At 38.7% G+C, this 20,083-nt stretch carries 24 protein-coding genes and 1 riboswitch; of the genes, 22 read left to right on the top strand and 2 right to left on the bottom strand.

What is annotated here, in order from left to right; genetic code table 11:
* The first annotated feature begins 69 nt into the window (after positions 1–69).
* The 4 genes from yfcC to LKD36_RS02935 all read left to right on the top strand — a co-directional run bounded on the left by yfcC (position 70) and on the right by LKD36_RS02935 (position 3,544).
* Positions 70–1,590, top strand: coding sequence for a putative basic amino acid antiporter YfcC (yfcC, locus tag LKD36_RS02950; protein WP_308458608.1), 1,521 nt, complete (start codon positions 70–72; stop codon positions 1,588–1,590).
* Between the two features lie 97 nt (positions 1,591–1,687).
* Positions 1,688–2,836, top strand: coding sequence for a beta-aspartyl-peptidase (gene iadA / locus LKD36_RS02945; RefSeq protein WP_308458841.1), 1,149 nt, complete (start codon positions 1,688–1,690; stop codon positions 2,834–2,836).
* Positions 2,837–3,021: 185 nt separating this feature from the next.
* Positions 3,022–3,288, top strand: coding sequence for a type II toxin-antitoxin system Phd/YefM family antitoxin (locus LKD36_RS02940; RefSeq protein WP_118771432.1), 267 nt, complete (start codon positions 3,022–3,024; stop codon positions 3,286–3,288).
* The gene (locus tag LKD36_RS02935) at positions 3,281–3,544 is read left to right on the top strand and encodes a Txe/YoeB family addiction module toxin (protein WP_308458607.1); all 264 of its coding nucleotides are present in this window, start codon (positions 3,281–3,283) and stop codon (positions 3,542–3,544) included. Before LKD36_RS02940 ends, LKD36_RS02935 begins: the two co-directional genes overlap by 8 nt.
* Before the next feature lie 107 nt (positions 3,545–3,651).
* Here LKD36_RS02935 and LKD36_RS02930 read toward each other — a convergent pair whose 3' ends face one another.
* Positions 3,652–4,095, bottom strand: coding sequence for an Rrf2 family transcriptional regulator (locus LKD36_RS02930; protein ID WP_308458606.1), 444 nt, complete (start codon positions 4,093–4,095; stop codon positions 3,652–3,654).
* A 288-nt stretch (positions 4,096–4,383) separates the two neighbouring features.
* On the bottom strand, positions 4,384–5,016 hold the full coding sequence (locus tag LKD36_RS02925) for a TetR/AcrR family transcriptional regulator (RefSeq protein WP_308458605.1): 633 nt from the start codon (positions 5,014–5,016) through the stop codon (positions 4,384–4,386).
* 173 nt (positions 5,017–5,189) lie between these two features.
* On the opposite strand from LKD36_RS02925, the gene LKD36_RS02920 reads away from it, so the two are divergent.
* The 18 genes from LKD36_RS02920 (at position 5,190) to LKD36_RS02835 (ending at position 20,057) form a co-directional block, all read left to right on the top strand.
* A complete protein-coding gene (locus LKD36_RS02920) occupies positions 5,190–5,960 on the top strand; it encodes an ATP-binding protein (protein WP_308458604.1) in 771 nt (256 codons plus the stop codon).
* Positions 5,961–6,045: 85 nt separating this feature from the next.
* Complete coding sequence (locus tag LKD36_RS02915) at positions 6,046–6,978, top strand: MoxR family ATPase (protein WP_308458603.1); 933 nt, start codon at positions 6,046–6,048, stop codon at positions 6,976–6,978.
* Positions 6,979–6,984: 6 nt separating this feature from the next.
* Positions 6,985–8,802, top strand: coding sequence for a cobaltochelatase CobT-related protein (locus LKD36_RS02910; protein WP_308458602.1), 1,818 nt, complete (start codon positions 6,985–6,987; stop codon positions 8,800–8,802).
* A gap of 16 nt (positions 8,803–8,818) precedes the next feature.
* Complete coding sequence (locus LKD36_RS02905; protein WP_055149523.1) at positions 8,819–9,013, top strand: hypothetical protein; 195 nt, start codon at positions 8,819–8,821, stop codon at positions 9,011–9,013.
* Positions 9,014–9,033: 20 nt separating this feature from the next.
* Positions 9,034–9,660, top strand: a complete 627-nt coding sequence (locus tag LKD36_RS02900) for a DUF3786 domain-containing protein (RefSeq protein WP_308458601.1) — start codon at positions 9,034–9,036, stop codon at positions 9,658–9,660.
* Positions 9,661–9,756: 96 nt separating this feature from the next.
* Positions 9,757–10,533 (top strand): ATP-binding protein, encoded by a 777-nt coding sequence (locus LKD36_RS02895; RefSeq protein WP_118771424.1) that lies wholly within the window; start codon positions 9,757–9,759, stop codon positions 10,531–10,533.
* 49 nt (positions 10,534–10,582) lie between these two features.
* A complete protein-coding gene (locus LKD36_RS02890) occupies positions 10,583–10,789 on the top strand; it encodes a hypothetical protein (RefSeq protein WP_308458600.1) in 207 nt (68 codons plus the stop codon).
* A 428-nt stretch (positions 10,790–11,217) separates the two neighbouring features.
* The gene (locus LKD36_RS02885; RefSeq protein ID WP_308458599.1) at positions 11,218–11,424 is read left to right on the top strand and encodes a transposon-transfer assisting family protein; all 207 of its coding nucleotides are present in this window, start codon (positions 11,218–11,220) and stop codon (positions 11,422–11,424) included.
* Between the two features lie 157 nt (positions 11,425–11,581).
* On the top strand, positions 11,582–12,901 hold the full coding sequence (locus tag LKD36_RS02880; protein ID WP_308458598.1) for an AAA family ATPase: 1,320 nt from the start codon (positions 11,582–11,584) through the stop codon (positions 12,899–12,901).
* Positions 12,894–13,490, top strand: a complete 597-nt coding sequence (locus LKD36_RS02875) for a hypothetical protein (protein ID WP_118771420.1) — start codon at positions 12,894–12,896, stop codon at positions 13,488–13,490. The genes LKD36_RS02880 and LKD36_RS02875 overlap by 8 nt, the downstream gene beginning before the upstream one ends.
* Positions 13,491–13,650: 160 nt before the next feature.
* Positions 13,651–13,776, top strand: a complete 126-nt coding sequence (locus LKD36_RS02870) for a hypothetical protein (RefSeq protein ID WP_278321588.1) — start codon at positions 13,651–13,653, stop codon at positions 13,774–13,776.
* 175 nt (positions 13,777–13,951) lie between these two features.
* Positions 13,952–14,083, top strand: coding sequence for a hypothetical protein (locus LKD36_RS02865; protein ID WP_308458597.1), 132 nt, complete (start codon positions 13,952–13,954; stop codon positions 14,081–14,083).
* A gap of 10 nt (positions 14,084–14,093) precedes the next feature.
* The gene (locus tag LKD36_RS02860; protein WP_331465111.1) at positions 14,094–14,858 is read left to right on the top strand and encodes a PDDEXK nuclease domain-containing protein; all 765 of its coding nucleotides are present in this window, start codon (positions 14,094–14,096) and stop codon (positions 14,856–14,858) included.
* Complete coding sequence (locus LKD36_RS02855) at positions 14,855–14,995, top strand: TnpV protein (RefSeq protein WP_331465099.1); 141 nt, start codon at positions 14,855–14,857, stop codon at positions 14,993–14,995. Before LKD36_RS02860 ends, LKD36_RS02855 begins: the two co-directional genes overlap by 4 nt.
* A gap of 1,782 nt (positions 14,996–16,777) precedes the next feature.
* Complete coding sequence (locus LKD36_RS02850; protein ID WP_308458596.1) at positions 16,778–17,872, top strand: tyrosine-type recombinase/integrase; 1,095 nt, start codon at positions 16,778–16,780, stop codon at positions 17,870–17,872.
* A 152-nt stretch (positions 17,873–18,024) separates the two neighbouring features.
* Positions 18,025–18,208: riboswitch (cobalamin riboswitch) on the top strand.
* Between the two features lie 58 nt (positions 18,209–18,266).
* Complete coding sequence (locus tag LKD36_RS02845) at positions 18,267–18,581, top strand: homing endonuclease associated repeat-containing protein (protein ID WP_308458595.1); 315 nt, start codon at positions 18,267–18,269, stop codon at positions 18,579–18,581.
* Positions 18,578–18,889 carry a hypothetical protein gene (locus LKD36_RS02840; protein ID WP_118771406.1) on the top strand — a complete coding sequence of 104 codons (312 nt, stop codon included), beginning with the start codon at positions 18,578–18,580 and terminating at the stop codon, positions 18,887–18,889. The genes LKD36_RS02845 and LKD36_RS02840 overlap by 4 nt, the downstream gene beginning before the upstream one ends.
* Positions 18,890–19,118: 229 nt before the next feature.
* The gene (locus tag LKD36_RS02835) at positions 19,119–20,057 is read left to right on the top strand and encodes a DUF4430 domain-containing protein (RefSeq protein WP_308458594.1); all 939 of its coding nucleotides are present in this window, start codon (positions 19,119–19,121) and stop codon (positions 20,055–20,057) included.
* Positions 20,058–20,083 lie beyond the last annotated feature (26 nt).

Here is a 20,083-nt window from a genome sequence, read left to right as displayed (position 1 = left end):
TTTAGTTAGATTTTAAACATTCTATGGTACACTAATATAGTATATCAAAAATGGGAGGAAGACTCAAACATGAACAAAAAAGAAGGAAAAGGATTAAAGTCTTTTAACAAGGGATTCCAAGTGCCTGATACTTACATTATCATCTTTTTAGTAGTTGTTATCGCAGCACTTCTGACATTTCTTGTTCCAAAGGGATTTTACGAAACGCAGGATATTTCATATATGATCAATGGTGTTGAGAAAACTCGTACAGTAATCAAAGACGGAAGTTTCCAGTATCTGACAGATGATGCAGGAAATGTAGTAACAGAAGGAGTAGCACTCTTTAGTGGAGATGGTGGAACAGGATTCTTTAACTATATGTATAACGGAATCGTAAATAGTTCTGCAATCGAGATTATCGCATTCCTTATGGTAGTAGGTGGTGCATTCGGTATCATGATCCGTACAGGTGCGATTGAATCCGGATTGATCGGATTGATCCGTAAGGCAAAGGGAGCAGAAAAACTACTGATTCCGGTGCTTTTTGTACTGTTTTCTCTTGGTGGAGCAGTTTTTGGAATGGGAGAAGAAGCACTTCCGTTTACTATGATTCTTTGTCCGCTGTTTGTAGCAGTTGGATATGATTCAGTGATTGCAGTTCTTGTTACTTATGTTGCAACACAGATTGGTTTTGGTTCATCTTGGATGAATCCATTCTCTGTAGGTATTGCACAGGGTATTGCAGGTATTGACGTATTCTCCGGAGCAGGATTCCGTATGGTAATGTGGGTAGTATTTACAGCACTCGGCTGCGGAATGACGATGTTCTATGCATCAAAGATCAAAAAAAATCCGACAATCTCTATCGCATATAAGACGGATGCATATTTCCGTGAGCAGAATGAAAAAACAGGAATTGACGAAGGCCATTCATTTGGTCTCGGACACATTTTAGTTCTTCTGACACTGGTTGCTACAGTAGTATGGGTAGTTTGGGGAGTCATGATCCAAGGATACTACATGCCAGAGATTGCTACACAGTTCTTCATTATGGGAATTGTTTCCGGTGTGATTGGAGTTATCTTTAAATTGAACGATATGAAACTGAATGATATTGCAACATCATTCAAAGATGGAGCAAAAGATCTGATCGGTGCTGCACTTGTTGTTGCTATGGCACAGGGTATCATGCAGGTTCTTGGTGGATCTGATCCGACAACACCTACAGTTATCAATACAATCATGTATAATATTTCAAATACACTGTCTGGAGTTTCCGGAGCAGTTGCAGCAGTACTTATGTATCTGTTCCAGTCCATATTCAACTTCTTCGTTGTATCCGGAACAGGACAGGCTGCGATCACAATGCCGATCATGGCTCCACTGTCAGACCTGTTAGGTGTTTCACGTCAGACAGCTGTAGTTGCATTCCAGCTTGGTGATGCTTTTACAAACCTGATTGTTCCTACATCCGGATGTCTGATCGGCTCTCTTGCGATTGCAAAGATTGAGTGGTCTAACTGGATTAAATTCATGTGGAAATTCCTTGGCGTCTTAATGATTGGTGCAATCATTACAGTTCTTATTGCAGTTGGAATTGGATTCTAAAACATGCATTTGAACGCAGATTGCGAAGCGACTGCGTTCATGAGCAAGTAGCGAAGCGGATTGCGAATGTCCGCTTTACAATTGGGAGTGATTTATGATGAAATTAATTCAGAATATTGATGTTTATGCTCCACAGCATCTGGGGAAAAAAGATGTGCTTACAATCAATGATAAGATTGTTAAGATTCAAGATGCAGGTTCCATATCCGCAGACGGATTTCTTTCTGAGGCAGAAATGATCAATGGAGAGGGGTTAATTTTAACCCCGGGATTCATTGATAGTCATGTGCATGTACTCGGAGGCGGTGGCGAAGGTGGATTCGCCAATCGTACTCCGGAAGCAACGATGGAAGGACTTACGAAGTTTGGAGTAACAACAGTTGTTGGCTGCCTTGGAACAGATGGAATTGGCCGTGATATGTGTGCACTGGTTGCAAAGACAAAAGGATTGAATGAGCAGGGAATGACTGCATACTGTTATACGGGCAGTTATCAGATTCCGGTTCGCACACTGACTGACAGTATTGTGAAAGATATTATGATGATTCAGGAGATCATTGGAACTGGAGAAATTGCGATCTCTGATCATCGTTCTTCACAGCCGACTTTTGAGGAATTTACACGTGTCATTGCGGATACAAGACTTGGTGGTGTTCTTTCCGGGAAAGCTGGTATTGTAAATGTTCATCTTGGCGACAGTCCGAGATGCTTAGATCTTATTGAACGAGTAGTAGATGAGACAGAGATACCAGCTTCTCAAATATTGCCAACACATATCAATCGAAATGAGATGCTTTTCTGCAAGTCGCTTGAGTATGCACTGAAAGGCGGAGCAGTAGACTTTACCGGAAATGAGGATATTGACTATTGGGAAACTATCTGTGATGAGGTACGTGTATGTAATGGTATCAAACGGATGTTAGATGCGGGAGTAAATCCCGACCGCATGACAATTTCTTCTGATGGACAGGGAAGCCTTCCGATGTACAGTAGTGATGGCGAATTCCTTGGAATGGGCGTTGGACAGTCCAGCTGCCTCCTGAAGGAAGTAAAGGAATGTGTATTTAAAACAAAAATTCCTTTAGAAATAGCTATTTCTACAATTACATCTAATCCGGCAGATATTCTTCGTCTCAAAGGAAAAGGCAAGGTTGAAGAAGGCTATGATGCTGATCTTTGTATTCTTGACGCGGAACTTCAGCTTGTTGAAGTAATTGCAAAAGGGAATACAGTTTATACAAAATAAAGTATATTTGTGATAATCCAAAACTTAGAAAGTAAATCGGAAGTGCCTCCGATTTGCCCTCTGTATTAAAACTGGAATAATTTGTATGAGCGTATCATAATATAATATAAATACTTGACGTACAGAAAACTGTACAGTATAATAAAAGTACAGAAAACCGTACATTATATTATGGAGGTGTTGATATGTTGGCAGTTAATTATACGAATTTGCGTGATAATATGAAAACTTACATGGATAAAGTTACTGATGATTATGAAACAATGATTGTAACACGAAAAGATAATAAAAATGTTGTTATGCTGTCTGAAGAAGCATATAACAATTTGATGGAAAATGTCTATGTAATGGGAAATAAAGCTAACTATGATTGGTTGATGGAATCTAAAGCACAGCTTGAAAAGGGAAAGTTTTCTACACATGATCTTATAGAGGTATCTGCTGATGAATAAAGTTTTCACTGACAATAGCTGGAAGGACTATATTTACTGGCAGACAGAGGACAGGAAAACATTAAAAAAGATAAACAATTTAATAGAAGATATATGTAGAAATGGTAATGAAGGAATTGGAAAGCCTGAATCGTTAGTTGGAAATTTAACAGGTTATTGGAGCAGGCGAATAAACGATAAAGAAAGACTTATATACAAGATTGATGATGAAAATGTGTATATTGTAGCTTGTAGATACCATTATAGTGATACGTAAATCATAAGCACCAACAGAGCAAAATCTGAAGGTGCTTATTTTATGTCCTACTGCTGTAGAACTTGTTGAAGCAGGAATTGGAACATGCAACTATGCCAGAGTGTTTGCTAAAGGGATAAGTTATTTTCTATAGATATCCGCTGATAGTAGATATCTATGATATCCTGTAAAGTAATTGTATTCATTTTTTCTTCGGCAGTCTTTTGAATTTCATTATAAAATCCCTGCAAAGATAACTGAATGTTAATGCCAACGCCACAATCTGGATTGGTATGAGTATCTAAATGAAGCAATGGTTTATCACCTTCAACTGCTTTATAAATATCCAGCAATGTAATCTGATCTGCTGGTTTTGAAAGAGAAGGACGGGCATGTCCCGCTACACTGGTCATAAGTCCCGCTTTTTTAAGTTTTAACATAAGCTGGCGTACAAAGCCGGGATTTGTATGGACACTTTCTGCAATTGAGGCACTGGAGAGGGATTTTTCCTGATTGATAGCAATCAGAACCATTACATGAACAGTATCGCTTAATTTCGTTGAGTATTTCATGATAAGAAACTCCTTGCAGTATGATATAATAATTTTATTTTCACATTTTTTAATGTTTTGATGATTGTAAATAATATAATTACAACTATAATAGGGGTTAAAGGAAAAGTCAATACAGCCCTTGTATAAACATTGATTATTACATGATATTATAAATATTCACAAAGGAGAACGTAAGGAATACAAAAATCAAACAGAAAATCGTGCATTTCAGGAAATGTTACAGGCAGCAGTAAAACGGCTGCAAAATCGTTCTGGAGAGGATCTTGCTGCAAAAAGTGGGGCTGTTTATCCGGTAACAGTTGGAAAAATTTTGCTGCAAAAATTATCGGAAGCATTTTCTTCCCTCTGATCATGAATCAGAAAACTTTCCAGTCCGGCTTTGATAAATTTGTCAATGGTTGTCTGAATCTGTTTCCAGTCATTACAGTGATTGCGGAGCATCAGCCTGTTGATGGAAAGACAGCCATTCATTTGAAAATAAAAAACCGATTCTGCCTGCTCAAAGGTCAGGAGGCTGTGTGACATAAGCCAGGTCACATAGCCTTCTTTTGTATTTTCTGCTATTTTTTCCAGAAGAATGGAAGCAATTGTATCATCCAGAAACAGAGATCTGTATTTTGTTTCCATCTGAATCTTTTGGCAGAAGGGATAGGAACAGTTTTTCTGGTTTGGGCAAAATAAGTGTTCTACCGTTGTTTTCATATCCTGTGTTATATCATTTAAAATATCTTCCAACACGTCATGGATATCGTAATAATGCAGATAAAAAGTACCTCTGTTTATTTCAGAAATTTTACAGATTTCAGTGACCGTGATTTTTGTGAAATTTTTCTGTTTTAATAATTCTAAAAAAGTTTCCTTTATGCTTTGTCTGGTATATCTGGTACGGCGGTCCTGCTTGCTTGTTTTTTCCGACATAATGGCCTCCATTGAATGTATGCTTTACAATGTATCATTTCTCAACAGTTTTTCTGATGTGTTGAGTAACCATACAAATCTCACAGACTGATTATTGTAATTCATATAGTAACAACTATAATGAGATTTAAAGAAAAAGTCAACAGATTGTTCAGAAATTTAGGAGGAAAAATATGGGACATGTAATTGCAGTATCAGGAAAAGGCGGTGTAGGGAAAACAACCCTTTGTGGATTGTTGATTCAATATTTATGTGAAAATGGAAAACATCCGGTTTTAGCTGTAGATGCAGATGCGAATGCGAATCTGAATGAAGTGCTCGGCGTTGAACCGGAGATTACACTCGGAGAACTGAGAGAAGAGATTGAACGTGCAGGAGTTGATCCACGATATCAGATTCCGGCAGGAATGACAAAACAGGCTTATCTGGAGATGCGTCTTTCTGATGCGATTGCAGAAGAAGACGATTATGATTTGATGGTAATGGGGCGAACCCAGGGACAGGGCTGCTATTGTTTTGTAAATGGTCTTGTGCAGACCCAGGTTCAGAAACTGCAAAGCCATTATCCATATATTGTGGTTGATAACGAAGCAGGTATGGAACATATCAGCAGAGGAATCCTGCCAATGATGGAAGTTGCGATTCTTGTAAGTGACTGTTCCAGAAGAGGTGTTCAGGCAGCCGGGCGTATAGCAAAGCTGATGAAGGAGTTAAACTTTAAACCACAGAAAACTGGATTAATCGTGAATCGTGTTCCAGATGGAAAACTGGATGCCGGAACTCTGGAAGAAATCCGAAATCAGGGACTGGAACTGTTAGGGGTTGTACCACATGATGATCAGGTATATCAGTATGACTGTGATGGAAAACCAATCATACGGCTTCCGAAAGATTCTCCTGTAAGAAGTGCACTGGGAGAAATTATAAAGAAGTTAGGATTGTGAGTTGGAGGATTGAAAGTTTGAAGATTGAGTAAACAGAAATAGTATCTGATTTGGTATAACCAATTGCAAAGAAAGGAAAATCTTCATGAAAAATAATTGGACAGAAATAGAAAAATATTTAGAAGACCAGAAGATAGCACAGGAACTGATTGGAGAACTGAGAGATTTTCACATGCGTTATGAGGTGGAGGATCAAGTAAAGGAACGGATAGAAAAACCGGATATCCTATTCTATGGGAAAAAGATTCTGGAAATGTCAATAGCAGCGCTTCTTCAGGGAGATAACCTGTTACTTTCCGGTGCGAAAGCTACAGGAAAAAATGTACTATGTGAGACACTGGCATGGATATTCGGAAGACCGGAATACGACATTTCTTTTCACGTAAATACAGACAGTGCCGATCTGATTGGAACGGATACCTTTATAAATAATGAAGTTCGCCTTCGGAAAGGTCCCATCTACCAATGTGCGGAATTTGGAGGATTTGGAATCCTGGACGAAATCAATATGGCAAAAAATGATGCGGTTTCTGTACTGCATGCCACACTGGATCATCGGCGCAGAATCGATATTCCAGGATATAACAGGATTTTACTTCATCCGGCAACACGATTTATCGGCACGATGAATTATGGTTACGCAGGTACCAGAGAGTTAAATGAAGCATTGGTTTCAAGGTTTATGGTAATTGATATGCCTGAAATGGATGAGGATAGTGTCCTTTTTGTATTAAGACAACATTTTCCAGAGGGGAAAAAAAGTGCATTGAAAGCTTTTGCAGGACTGTTTCTGGATTTGCAGATCAAAGCTTATCATGGAGAAATCTCAACAAAATCTCTCGACCTGAGAGGATTGGTTTCTGCTGTAAAGGCAACAAGAAGCGGACTTTCTCCAATTGAAGCAATCCAGATGGGGATCATAAATAAAAGTTTTGATGTATTTGAAAAAGAGATCGTAGAAGATGTGGTTTCTACCAGAATCCCATCTTCCTGGACCGGAAAAGACATATGGGGGTAAACTTGTATGGAGGATGTCAGATGGCCGGCGGAACAACTGGAAGAACATCGTCTGGAGATCAGCAATCGTATCAGAAATCTTTTTTGGACAGTCAGTGGTGATTATGATATGGAATTTGAACCGGACACAGAAAAATATGATTATTCAAAACAAACGGTTCTGTATGAGGCAGTGAAGCAGGGTGCCTTTGCACGATATTTTGATCAGAAGAAACTTGGCATGTATCTGATGAAAAAATTACATTTTTCTGCTGGAGAAGATATGCTTTTGCCTCTTGCTGGATTATGCATGGATGCTGCAGTGGAGCGTGTTATCATTCGAGAACGTTTGGGAACAAAAGAAATCAGAGAACAGGCATTCAGAGAATTGGAAAAGGCCGAAGAAGAGCAGGTATCAGACAAAGCCGGAACAGACCTGATTCACAGGATCAGGCTTCTGTATATAAGGCATGTTCTGGAGAACACAGACGATAAGGGAATGGATCCACAGGCAGAGATTGCATTGTACAAGATTCTATCTCTGAAGGATGCGGAAAATACGGAAGATGTCATAAACGTGATAGATGAGATTTATAATCATGTTCTGGATCCTTCTTTTGAAAAAAAGAATGGAAATCTGGAGAAGATTCTGAATTTACCGGATATGGCATTGGCCAATGACGCGTGGCAGGAATGCATGACGGATGAACAGATGGAAGACATCATTCAAAAATATCTTTCTAATATCAAAAAAAAGATGATGAGTCTGGATATCAGAAACAAAAAGAAAAAAAGATCTTATTTTTCTCCGGAAAAAGAAGAAGTTCCGGAAAGCCCGGAGAATATAAATCCACAGGCAGTGCGACGGATACGGGAATATGTGGAACTGAATTACGGAAAATCGTATCTAAGTGAATCGGAACAGGCCAGAGTCAACCGGAAATTTTGTACAGGAATCCACAAAAACTGTAACCTGTATCTTACAGACGGAATTTTACAGAACCCTGTGATAAAAAATAATCAATACCGTTTTGCTCAGCTGCAGTTTGAAAAAAATAAAGCCTATTATGGAAAAAATCACTGGATCATCAAAAGAAATATTTCTGTGTTGGCAGAGTCACTGAAACGGGCATTTATAATCCGAAAGGATGATTTTGTCAGCAGATCTGATGCAGGGCAGCTTGTTCCAGAACGGTTATGGAAAATTGGAAGAACAGACGATGACAAGCTATTTAATAGAAAAAAGAGATCAGAAGATTCTGAATTTGTAATAGATGTCCTGATTGATTCCAGTGGTTCCCAGGCTGGTAGACAGGCTCAGGTAGCGGCGCAGGGATATATTATCAGTGAAGCATTAAGTCAGGCAGGAATTCCTCATCGGGTGACAGGATACTGTGCTTTCTGGGGATATACAGTACTTCAGAGATTTCGGGATTATGAAGATCCAAGTGAAACAAATGAAAGAATCTTTCAATTTCGGGCATATGCTAATAACAGAGATGGGCTTGCACTGAAAACAGTCTGTTCCTCTCTCATGGATCGACCGGAAAGAAATAAGATTTTAATTGTATTAAGTGATGGAAACCCTTGTGATATGAGTATACAACGACCAGGAACCCGCCAGCCCAGGATCTATGACGGAGAAGGAGCTGTGAAAGATACTGCATATGAGGTGCGTCGGGCCAGAAATCAGGGGATTTTCGTAATTGGTATTTTTGTAGGGAATGAGGAAGAACTCTCCGTGGAAAAGAGAATCTATGGAAAAGACTTTGCCTATATTCGTAATATCAGCAATTTTTCCCGTATGATAGGAACTTTTTTGCGAAGACAAATTGATATGGAATGAAAATGGAGGAATCACCATGGGTAAAATTGAATTTGCCAATTGCCAGGATGTAAGAAATCAGAAAAGGATACAGGAATTAGATTGTCCACACTGTCATGAACCGGGAGGCATTGAAGCCTTTGTGAAAGACGGGATACTCGCAGAGGACGGAGTATGTGATAACTGCGGATATATTCTTCCGGAAGGAACAGAACTGGAGGAAGTGGAGTAAGAATCATTTAAGGAGAACGTATGGAATACAAAAATCAAACAGAAAATCGTGCATTTCAGGAAATGTTACAGGCAGCAGTAAAACGGCTGCAAAATCGTTCCGGAGAGGATCTTGCTGCAAAAAGTGGGGCTGTTTTTCATAGCAATCGAAATATGCTTGAGGTACCGAGTTTTCATGAAGCGATTGAAATTCAACTTCCTGAGTTTCGTATTAACTCAAACATGGACGAATGGCATTATCTGACATTGCTGCATTATCTGGACATGGCAGATGGAACAGAAGGCTCACAGAAGCTCATTACTTTTGGTAACCTGAAAGATGGATTGATTCGGGGAACCAAGTTTGACCGGACTGCAGAGCAGAAACTGGAAAAGCTTTTGCAGGACAAAGATCCTGAGAAAATTCAGAAAGCATGTAAAAGTCTGGGTGCAGAATTCATAGAGACAAAGGCGGATTTGTGTGCTGTTTTTCCGGTTCTGCCAAGATATCCGGTAACTTTAAAGATATGGTTTGCAGATGAAGAATTTCCTGTATCTGGCAAACTATTTCTTCAGGATCATGCTGATCATTATCTGAGTGTAGAAGATGCGGTAACAGTTGGAGAAATTTTGCTGCAAAAATTATCGGAAGCATTTTCTTCCCTCTGATCATGAATCAGAAAACTTTCCAGTCCGGCTTTGATAAGATTGTTCAGAAATTTAGGAGGAAAAATATGAAACATAGTAAGTTGGAGGATTGAAACTATGAAGATTACAGTATGTGGCAAAGGTGGCTGTGGAAAAAGTACAGTATCAGCGCTGCTTGCCAAAGAATTTGAACGAATGGGAAAGACGGTTCTTGTAGCCGATTCTGATGAATCAAATTATGGGCTGCATCGCCAACTTGGCGTAAAGCTTCCAAGGGATTTTACAGAGTTTTTTGGCGGTAAGGAGAAAGCTTTTAAAACAATGATGGCAGGAGAGATTCTTGATACAGTGAAGTTGTCTGCATTTGCAAAAAAGTTCTATTCGGAACCATTTACATTGAATGAGATACCTGAAGAATATATTTCACGAAACAATGGCGTGATGCTTATTTCCAGTGGAAAAATACATCAGGCAAATGAAGGCTGTGCCTGCACAATGAATAGTATTTTAAAGCAATTTATCAAACATCTGACGGTAGGAGATAATGAAGTTGCATTGCTGGATATGGAAGCTGGGGTAGAACATTTTGGACGTGGTGTAGATAACAGTGTAGATTTGATTTTAATGATCGTAGATCCTTCGTTTGAATCATTGAAGCTGACGAAAAAAATCCAACAGCTGGGGGAAAGCATTGGAAAACCTGTATTTTTTGTGTTAAATAAAGTAAATGAACTGGTTTTGCCAACAATGTTAGAGTCTATTGACGATCAGAGTAAGGTGTTGGCAGTTATTTCAACAGATACAGAAATCGCAAGAAAGGGATTGCTTGGAGATGAACTAATGATGGAAATTCCGGAAATTCATACGCTTGCAAGGAAAATTTTGAAGCAATAAATGATAGGTTAAGAAAATAGTAAAATGTATACAGGAAAAAAGTGAAAAAATGGGATTTTTTTCAGGATGTACGGATGCCAGAAATATGATTTCAATTAAAGAAGTTAAATGTCCGAAATGTAGTGCAGATATGGAAGTATTTGTGAGATATGGAAAAACAGTTGGCGACATTGTATACGATAAAAGAAAACCAGGTTACACAGCTGTGATTTGTAATGATAGCTCCGTCGATGTAGATGATAATGAACCTGTGTAAACAGGATAGGCTTGATGCCTGGGGCAGCCTTCGGGTTGCCTTTACATAGTCTCCGCTTTCAAAAAATAAAATATTTTGTGTTTTTGAAAGCGATCTCTTGCACATACTATTAGCAGACAGTATAATAAGTACATCGAAGCAGTTTCAAAAAATGAAAAATCTTCGACTTTTGAAATGATGGAGATTACAGAAAATTGTATCAGGTTGCAAAAATCCTTCCTGAACTTTTTACATAGCAGTCATGCACTATGGTGTGTGGCTGCTTATTTTTTGCGAAAGGAGCAGATGCAAATGAAATTAGTTTATGTGAAGCTTTATAAAGGAGAAGTTGGCGGAGAAAAGGGCGGTCATAGAGCAGAGAGATAAGACAGAGCGTACTTCACCGGAAAAGGAAACCGAGAAAAAATCACAGAGGGAGATGTAAGAAGATGAGTAAATTCACAGTAGAAGATATCGATTTCATGTGTGTGTTTGAGACACAGGACAGGACGAATATGATTGGGCAGATCAGACAGGTAATGCCGCACATAAAGGACAGCGACATGGAGGAGCTTGGAGAGCAGGTGTTAGGTAAGCTCCAGAGTATCACCGATGAGAAATTTGCAGAAATTTCTCTGGAAGCGGCAGAATGCTAATTGAACCTTGTTGAGTAAAAGGTGAGTAAAACGAGAGCGAGATTCGTAAAAAAGGAAAATATAAATTGCTTATATTATGAAATATATTGCATATAATAATGTTAATATAAAAAATACGCAAAAAATACTTGCATTTTATTAAACGAGGTGATATATTATGAGTACAATAAAAGAAAAAGGATGTGTCAGTATGAAGATTCAAGCTGTTTTGATTGATGGCTTCAAAAATTTATCAAACGTAAAAATCTCTTTTGATAATATTACTGCTCTTGTTGCACTTAACAATTTTGGTAAGTCAAATGTGCTTTCCGGCATTGATTTTGGATTAGCATTTATTAAAGCTACAATTGAAGATAAAAAGGAAATGATGGCAAATTCTAATTTAATTCCAATTAATTGTAATATGATTGGAAAAAATTATAAGTATGAGATGGAGGTGTCTACTGATATTCATGGTCAGGAGTACATCGTCCAGTATGGCTTTGAATTTGTATGGAAAAACAGTGAGGATATGGAGCCGGGAATTGTTTCTGAGTTTCTAAAAGTTAAGCTTAACGAGAAAGGACAGAAGTATACTCAATTAATCAATAGAACACTGGACACAGCATTATATAAAAGTTCTGAGACAGGACGATGCTCGTCAAAGATAAAAGTTGATTCTGCAGAGCTTGTTGCAAATAAACTAAGAGCCTACGATGAGTTATATTATGCAGAGATTATTACAAAGCTAAATGGAATGAAGATATATATGGAAAATAATCTGGATGCAAAGAGTTTTTATCAGCCAGACCCAATTATTCGTAAGGGATTTGAAAATGAGATGATTAACGCTGATAATCTTCCACGTATTATCTTCAATTTGAAGAAACAGAATCCAGATAAATTTGAATTGTTGAAAGATGTGTATTTTCAGTTATTTCCAGACATTGAGGATGTTATTGTAAAGAATTTCAAAATCAATGCAGATGAAAGTGACCAGTTTCCTGACGATGCGCCATTTGTATTTACGAATTCTATCTATGTATTATTTGTTAAAGATAAAAACTTAGCGAACCCAGTTAACTTTTCAATGATGTCAGATGGATCAAAGAGAGTATTTATGATACTGACCAAGATAATTGTATCTAGTGTAAGCAATATCTCATTGATAGCGATCGAAGAGCCTGAGAACTCTGTTCATCCCGGACTATTTCAAGCATATATACAAATTATAAGTCAGTTGTTAGATGATTGTAAGGTAATTATTACTAGTCATTCGCCATATATTATCAGCTATTTAAACCCTTCTTGGATTCATGTTGGTATGAATAGAAAGCCCGGCGTGGCTGAGTTCTTTACTTTTAAAAAATCAGGTCAGAAACAGTTAGAGAATGATGCAGCTGGATTTAATATGAGCATGGGAGACTATCTGTTCTCAATGCTTGCCGATTCAGAGAGTAACATAAGTGATTATTTGGAGTGTGGAGTCGATGAGTAAATGTCTTGTACTTTTTGTAGAGGGAGATACTGAGGTCGAATTTTACAAACAAGTAGTCGCAAATGCCAGAAAGCTACACCCTGCGGGAAGATTCGATACTAATATTGAATACAGAAATGTTAGAGGTGTAGGTGGTTTTAAAAGTATTGCTCTCAGAAAATTCACAAAAGAAATCAAGCCTAAATATGGGGATGACTGTGAGTTCACAATTGTTTTATGTAGTGATACGGATGTATTTGATTTTGCACCAAAACCACCGATAAAGTGGGATGAAGTGAAGAAAGATCTTGCAAATAGTGGAGCTGCTAAAGTTATTCACGTGCAGGCAAAGAGGTCAATTGAAGACTGGTTTTTATATGATATAGAAGGAATTTTAGGATTCTTGAGGCTGGGTAAAAATACAAAAGTATCAGGAAAGAATGGATACGATAAGCTCCAGCGTTTGTACAAGCAAGCCAATAAAGTTTATTACAAAGGAATACAGAGCAATGGTATGATAGAACGCTTGAATATTGAAAAAATTGCAAATGCAGTGAAAGAACAGCTGAATCCATTATATAAGGCTCTTGGAGTAGAAAAAATTAAATAATAGTATGTAAGAGCATTGCTCTTTACATAGAAAAAGCCAGAGATTAACTCTGGCTAACTCCCTTGCCAAAGAAGGTCTTTGGACTTATTTTTCTCGCAAACTAATAATACCAAAGAAAGCCTTCTTCTGCAAGGAGATTTTGCAAAGGAGGTATAGCGATATGGCAGTACACCACGGTGGAAAAGTAGGAAAAGCGGGTAAGACTCTTGCTAGTAAATCGTCTAGTAAACAGTCGAAAAGCAAAGCTGGAACTACATTAGCTAATCACAAAGCTAAATGTCATTAATGACTAATACGGACCTAAGCATGTCTTTAAAAGGCTTTATTTTATAGAGAAAAACTATTGTAATTTTTTTGTTTTTTGAATATACTATATGTAACAGAGTTGCCCGAAGTCTTTTTGACATTGGGGACCAAGCTGAGACTTGTACTCAGCTTTTTTTACGTTAAGGAGAGATTTTATGGATTTGAAAAAACCATTGACCTTCGATGAACAATTGGATAAGTTAGCAGCCCATGGTATGATTATCACAGATAGAGAGAAAGCAAAAGATAATTGCTTTTCCAGAAAGCAAAGGATATTCTGTTCGTAATTTGAAGTATATGGCAAAATTCGCAGAGATTTATCCAGACCGAGAATTTGTGCAACAGGTTGTTGCACAAATTCCATGGGGTCACAATATAGTTCTTCTGGATAAGGTCGCTGATATGGATGAACGTAAATGGTATATTAAAAAGTCAGCGGAAAACGGCTGGTCTCGAAATGTTCTTGTCCATCAGATTGAAAGCAACTTGTATCAGCGGCAGGTTCTGGCAGATAAGGTCACAAATTTTGAGCACCGCTTACCGTCTCCGCAAAGTGAATTAGCAGTACAGACTATGAAAGACCCATACGTCTTTGATTTTATTCCTTTCAGAGAAGATATGCTGGAACGGGATATTGAGCAGGCACTGGTTCGGGATGTCACAAAGCTTCTTCTGGAGCTTGGAACAGGATTTGCATTTTTGGGAAATCAGTATCACCTGAATGTGGGCGGTGATGATTTTTACATTGATTTGTTGTTCTACAACCTGAATCTCCGCTGTTATGTAGTTATCGAATTGAAAACCGGTGACTTCAAACCGGAATACGCCGGTCAGCTAAACTTTTATCTGTCAGCTGTGGACGGAATTTTGAAAAAAGAGCAGGATAATCCGTCCATTGGTTTGCTTCTGTGCAAAAACAAAAATAATGTGGTCGCAGAATATTCACTCAAGGATATTTCAAAGCCGATTGGTGTAAGCGAATATAAAATAACCAGTAGTTTGCCGGATAATCTGGAAAAGCAGCTGCCATCTGTTGAAGATATTCAGAAACGGATTAAATGAGTTACTGGCTAATTATCAGACTCTGGACTTACCTTGCAGATATAAATGAGCAAGTGCAGGACAGATTACAGATTATCATCAATCAGATGCAAAAAGCTGAGTCTGTAACTGAGAAAATGAAAGAAGATAATCAGTGAGAGCTTGTATTCTTTTTTAGAAAAGGAATCTTGACAGCCACAATAAAACTTGTGGGAAAAGTTGTAGCGGCACCATTCTGCCTGATGGAAGAGTTAAGAAATAGATTGGCGATGTTCATTGTTTCGTAAGTTGCCAGGTGTTAAAAAGCCCGAGAGTCCAGTTGTCTGGATTTTCGGGCTTTTTACTTTGTATTTAAGCAAAAAAATAGAACGCCGTCCTTACAAAAACCAAAGGTTTTTATGATTCTGGAATCATTCCAAAACAAAAAGTGTATATGATGCGTACCGGAAATCCGGATACAGCAGAGTTTTTTATGAAGAGAATAAAGAAGAATATACAAAAGTGTTGGAACAGAAAAAAGAATGGTATCGTGAATATCGGGAAGTAAGATCAGAAATGAAAAAATTTCAACTTGCACAGGAAATCACAAGAACATTTTTAAATGAAGAACAACAGATGCCGAAGGGTGGCCTCATCGAAAGATGAGTTTCAGGGGATTGGGGATTCCCCAACAAGTGGAGCGTAGCGGAAGTCTTAGTTTAGACGAATGTATAAACAAAGACACTGCTTGCCAATTTGCCAATTTGTATTTTACTCCTAGGCAAAAAATCCTGTCTTGTAGAAACCGGATTTCGATGAGTAGAAACACAAAGAGAACCCCCACGAATGGCAGTTCGTGGGGGTTCTTTGTGTACCGGCGTGCGTTTCCAGCAGATGTAAGTTCTGAATCTGCCCGCATAGTGTTGTGAGAGAACGGCGGTTAGTCACTGGCTCCTATAAATGTTTAAAAATCATTTCCACGCATAATGCTGCATAGATGTACAGGATCCACATAAATTTGGAATTAACCATTCGATTTTTAAAGAACCATATGTAAAATAAAGCTTCGACTAAACATAAAATATTGATTATCCAAACTATGACATTACCATTACTGAAAGAAATATGCATTGAATTTGCAAGTATTTCAACATTGTCAATCATTAATGAAGTTCCAAGAAAAATGCATACAGTTATGGTAAGGCAAATGAGCATTATATGCTGTACGCTTTTCGATGTTGCCTTTGTAGTTGAATAATATAAAACGATATAATAGCAAATGTGAATATAAAAAATAATACAAATAAAAAACATGCTATTGGAAACACCTCTTTCTAAAAAATACTATGTCGTTTTACAGTTAATTCGGCAGTAGTTGTTCGTTTGAATCAACGGATTCTTTCTCAATGGTAAAAAAACAAAGAATGCATTTCAAAACAGATTATATGTTTTGAGATGCATTCTTTGCTCATGAGCGCAAGCAACAGATGCGTATAGAATCAGAGTCTGGCTTTGATCAATGATCGTTCACAGAGTCGCAATCGCGTCGGAATCACACCGGCTATCTGATAATTTCTATAATCCAATCATAGCATAATTGACAGAATAATCAATAAGTAATCAATGAGTAATCAGAAAATTAAGAAAATATTAAGAATATATGATATACGATTTGGGGTATGGAGCAGTTTAATGAAGAATCGGAACAAAGAAAGATAAAGACTTGTTGATCATGCCTATTTTGATCAACTATTTTCTTAGAATATACCCATCTAAGAGGCATTCACTACTATGAATCATATATGTATCCGGCTGTTTTGTCAATTGTTTTTGAGCAGTTTGTCGAAAATCAGTTGTTCAGACGTTTTTATTATGTAGGTATTTTTCCTACTTTGCACAAATCTGTACGATATAAGCCGTCAGAAAACTGGTCATCAGAGAAACTCCGGAAAGGGAAATGTATGAGAAAAGGACAGAATGTATACAAGAGAAAAGATGGTCGTTGGGAAGCAAGAATTATCACTGGTCGGACTGCGGAGGGAAAGATTTTATACAAATCACTCTATGCCCCAACCTGTCGTCAGGCTCTCCAACGCAAGAAGGATTATGAAATTGAGATGGTGATTCATCCACCTGTCGTTGAAGACCCTATCACATTTTACGAGGCTTCATTGAAATGGATTTCTGAAAACAGTGCTGACTGGAAACATTCTACACGAATGAAATACCAGAACTATCTTGAGCGCTATATTATTCCAGAGTGGGGATACAGAACGATCACGGAGATTGATGAAGAACTCTATAAAAATTTGATTTTGCAGTTAAAAAATTCACTGTCGGAAAGTTCTATTCAAACAGTGAATACCATTTTAAAAAATTGTCTGGCGCAGGCTCCGGGTAGTTTGCATATTGTTCCGAAACAAAAAAAGATAAAAGATAAAGCAAAGCAGATCGAAGTTCTGACCAATTCCGAGTCAGCCGTTCTGGTTCATAGCTGTATGAATAGCCGGGATACAACCGCCCTTGGAATCCTGATTGCTCTTTTTGAAGGTATTCGCCTCGGCGAATTGTGTGCACTCCGATGGCGGGATATTGATACAGAAGAAGGGGTTCTTCATATCCGGCATACATTGCAGCGCGTCCAAAATCTGCCAGAGCAGGTCGCAAAGCTGGGGAAGACAAGATTGCTTCTTGATACGCCGAAAAATCATAAAGAAAGAACGATTCCCATTCATCCTCAGTTAAGAAGCTGGTTGGAAGTGAAAAAGAAACTGCATTCAGATGCCGATTTTGTATTGTCAGGCAGTCTTAAACCCGTAGAACCCCGAACGATGACTTCACGGTTCAAAAAATTTTGCGAGACTCATGGGCTGCGGGATTTTAAATTTCACACGCTGCGGCATACTTTCGCTACCCGGTGCGTAGAGTCCGGGATGGATATCAAAGTGCTTAGTGAACTTCTTGGTCACTCCTCCGTGAAGATTACATTAGACAGATATGTACATCCATCCATGGAATACAAGAAGTTTCAGATCAGCAGCCTGTGTATGTCATAAGATCTGTCAGCCGTCAAAATTCTGGTCAGAAAAAGCTGAAACATGCTGTTTTACAGTCCAAAACCGGATTCATTCTTAGATGGGTATAATCTATGGCAAATTGTATTGTCAGTACTTAGTATATCCACTTTAAGGCAGAATAAATCAATACTGATATCAAATAAAGTAAATGAGTCAGAATCGAATCCGGTTCTGGGAAAGCAGTGAGAATCTGCTACAGTTTTTATCCCTGCTGTAATGATCTACGAAAGTCGCAATAACCATTGGGCAACTGAGAAGGGCGACGAGTAGGCAGGAAGGTCTAAGTCAGAATACAGCATTTACTAGTTGATATATCATGGAATATCTTTGGAGGCACGTCAAAGATTCATTTTTGATGGGCGAAGGGGAAAAGGTGAGAAGAGAAGATCCTAAGAAAAGCAAAACTGGAAATAAGTTAAAACAGGATCAAGTGCAGCGATGGAAAAAAGGTGATCCGTTGACAGAAGATGATCATAAGATGTTGGATTTGCTGATCCGTTATTATGAAAAGCATGGATATTCACCATCACAAAAAGATATGCCGAACAGTGCTGCTTTGAAACGACGGTTTGGTATATGGAAAAATGTTCTCACAGTTGCTGGATTACCTATATTGAATGATCCTGATTGCATGAGAAGACGTCAGGATGCAATAGAGTGGGGCAAGCGAGTGGGTAATCCAAAATGAGTCAGGATAATCAGAGCTGGAAAAAGGCAAAAAGAAGAATCAATCATAAAGATCTGTTCTGGCAGTCGGGAGATCCATTGACGGAGAGCGATATTGCATTGCTCCAGACGGTGAAGCAGTATTACATCGAGCATGGATATTCACCCAGTAAAGCAGACATCCCCAATCAGGAAGCGTTGAAGCAGCGTTTTCGATTATGGAAAGATGTATTGGAAGCATGCGGACTGCCATCACTCAATGATAAAAGTCAGGTGATGTTGCGGACAGAAGCAGCAGAGAAGAAGAAAAAAGAAGAAATGAATCAATAAAAATATAAAGGCTGAATCAATATCAAGTCAGGCGGAACTCCTGAACATGATGTGGCACCGTAATAGTCGGACGATAGAGAAGCAGCCTGATAAGGGTAAGAAATTCGCTGAAGAATTTCATGTCGAACACACAGTGACATTACACCGAAGGTAACGGAGGGATCCAATCAATGGGTCTGTATTTTCCGTTGCCTTTTTTATTACCCATTTTCAAGGGAGGGAAAACAAAATGAAAAGGAAATGGTTAAAAAAGTCAGTCATAGCATTGATGCTGGCAACGGTACTTATGAGTACTGTCGGCTGCGGCGTTGATGATATCGGCGGTTTCGGAAGCTCCGGCAAACTGGATATTGATTACGTCGGGGAAGATGGAGAGGTCACCGAGGAAGAAGTTACACCGGAAAGCACCGGGGTGATGGCGTGGCTGAAAGGAAAATTATCATCTGATAAGAAACAGTCCGGCCGTCATGCAACAGAAGTCGCTTCTGCCAATAATAATACAGAAGAAGAGGAGAGCGGCTTAAGAGGTCTGTATGGACTGACAGAGAGCGCCAATACAGAGAAGAAGAAAGAGACGGAAGCCGAACAGAAACAGACAGTTCCGGAGCAGGAGACCGATGGAAACGATCAGAAAGCTCCATCAAGGGAAGAAGAAAAAAAGAACGAAGCTCCCATTCCGGATTCTGGAACTGATAAGAACGAGAATAATAAGAAAAATCCGACTACAGTGAAGAAAAACACCGTAACCTTCACCATTCGATGTGATACAGCTGTCAATAACGGCATGGACAAGGAAGCCAAATGGGCCGGCATCGTACCGTCCAGCGGATGTATCCTTCCGGTAACTACGATGGAATTTGAGGAGGGTGAAACCGTATTCGATCTTCTTTGCACGATAAGGGATACTTACAAATTGCAGATGGAATATACGGGAACCAATGGTGGTCAGTATATTCAGGGTATCAATAACCTGTATGAGTTTGACGGTGGCCGCTGGTCCGGCTGGATGTATTGTGTGAATGGATGGTATCCCAATTACGGCTGCGGTCAGTATGTAGTGAAAAGTGGGGATGTCATCGAGTGGAATTACACCTGTGACTTAGGGTGTGATCTGGAAAATGGAGATCCCAATGGATACGGCAAAGAATGGAAAGACAATCATGACTGATAACTGACAGACAACAACGAGGGAAT

It is taken from the genome of Hominiventricola filiformis (assembly GCF_020686965.1).
GTDB lineage: Bacteria > Bacillota > Clostridia > Lachnospirales > Lachnospiraceae > Hominiventricola > Hominiventricola filiformis.
The sequence above is the reverse complement of the archived record's forward strand: the minus strand, read 5'-3'. Positions and strand labels throughout refer to the sequence as shown.

What these genes read in the sequence shown, in the direction of transcription:
- yfcC (WP_308458608.1), top strand. Translation starts at nt 70, where the DNA reads ATGAACAAAAAAGAAGGAAAAGGATTAAAGTCTTTTAACAAGGGATTC.
- iadA (WP_308458841.1), top strand. Translation starts at nt 1,688, where the DNA reads ATGAAATTAATTCAGAATATTGATGTTTATGCTCCACAGCATCTGGGG.
- LKD36_RS02940 (WP_118771432.1), top strand. Translation starts at nt 3,022, where the DNA reads ATGTTGGCAGTTAATTATACGAATTTGCGTGATAATATGAAAACTTAC.
- LKD36_RS02935 (WP_308458607.1), top strand. Translation starts at nt 3,281, where the DNA reads ATGAATAAAGTTTTCACTGACAATAGCTGGAAGGACTATATTTACTGG.
- LKD36_RS02930 (WP_308458606.1), bottom strand. Translation starts at nt 4,095, where the DNA reads ATGAAATACTCAACGAAATTAAGCGATACTGTTCATGTAATGGTTCTG.
- LKD36_RS02925 (WP_308458605.1), bottom strand. Translation starts at nt 5,016, where the DNA reads ATGTCGGAAAAAACAAGCAAGCAGGACCGCCGTACCAGATATACCAGA.
- LKD36_RS02920 (WP_308458604.1), top strand. Translation starts at nt 5,190, where the DNA reads ATGGGACATGTAATTGCAGTATCAGGAAAAGGCGGTGTAGGGAAAACA.
- LKD36_RS02915 (WP_308458603.1), top strand. Translation starts at nt 6,046, where the DNA reads ATGAAAAATAATTGGACAGAAATAGAAAAATATTTAGAAGACCAGAAG.
- LKD36_RS02910 (WP_308458602.1), top strand. Translation starts at nt 6,985, where the DNA reads ATGGAGGATGTCAGATGGCCGGCGGAACAACTGGAAGAACATCGTCTG.
- LKD36_RS02905 (WP_055149523.1), top strand. Translation starts at nt 8,819, where the DNA reads ATGGGTAAAATTGAATTTGCCAATTGCCAGGATGTAAGAAATCAGAAA.
- LKD36_RS02900 (WP_308458601.1), top strand. Translation starts at nt 9,034, where the DNA reads ATGGAATACAAAAATCAAACAGAAAATCGTGCATTTCAGGAAATGTTA.
- LKD36_RS02895 (WP_118771424.1), top strand. Translation starts at nt 9,757, where the DNA reads ATGAAGATTACAGTATGTGGCAAAGGTGGCTGTGGAAAAAGTACAGTA.
- LKD36_RS02890 (WP_308458600.1), top strand. Translation starts at nt 10,583, where the DNA reads ATGGGATTTTTTTCAGGATGTACGGATGCCAGAAATATGATTTCAATT.
- LKD36_RS02885 (WP_308458599.1), top strand. Translation starts at nt 11,218, where the DNA reads ATGAGTAAATTCACAGTAGAAGATATCGATTTCATGTGTGTGTTTGAG.
- LKD36_RS02880 (WP_308458598.1), top strand. Translation starts at nt 11,582, where the DNA reads ATGAGTACAATAAAAGAAAAAGGATGTGTCAGTATGAAGATTCAAGCT.
- LKD36_RS02875 (WP_118771420.1), top strand. Translation starts at nt 12,894, where the DNA reads ATGAGTAAATGTCTTGTACTTTTTGTAGAGGGAGATACTGAGGTCGAA.
- LKD36_RS02870 (WP_278321588.1), top strand. Translation starts at nt 13,651, where the DNA reads ATGGCAGTACACCACGGTGGAAAAGTAGGAAAAGCGGGTAAGACTCTT.
- LKD36_RS02865 (WP_308458597.1), top strand. Translation starts at nt 13,952, where the DNA reads ATGGATTTGAAAAAACCATTGACCTTCGATGAACAATTGGATAAGTTA.
- LKD36_RS02860 (WP_331465111.1), top strand. Translation starts at nt 14,094, where the DNA reads ATGGCAAAATTCGCAGAGATTTATCCAGACCGAGAATTTGTGCAACAG.
- LKD36_RS02855 (WP_331465099.1), top strand. Translation starts at nt 14,855, where the DNA reads ATGAGTTACTGGCTAATTATCAGACTCTGGACTTACCTTGCAGATATA.
- LKD36_RS02850 (WP_308458596.1), top strand. Translation starts at nt 16,778, where the DNA reads ATGAGAAAAGGACAGAATGTATACAAGAGAAAAGATGGTCGTTGGGAA.
- LKD36_RS02840 (WP_118771406.1), top strand. Translation starts at nt 18,578, where the DNA reads ATGAGTCAGGATAATCAGAGCTGGAAAAAGGCAAAAAGAAGAATCAAT.
- LKD36_RS02835 (WP_308458594.1), top strand. Translation starts at nt 19,119, where the DNA reads ATGAAAAGGAAATGGTTAAAAAAGTCAGTCATAGCATTGATGCTGGCA.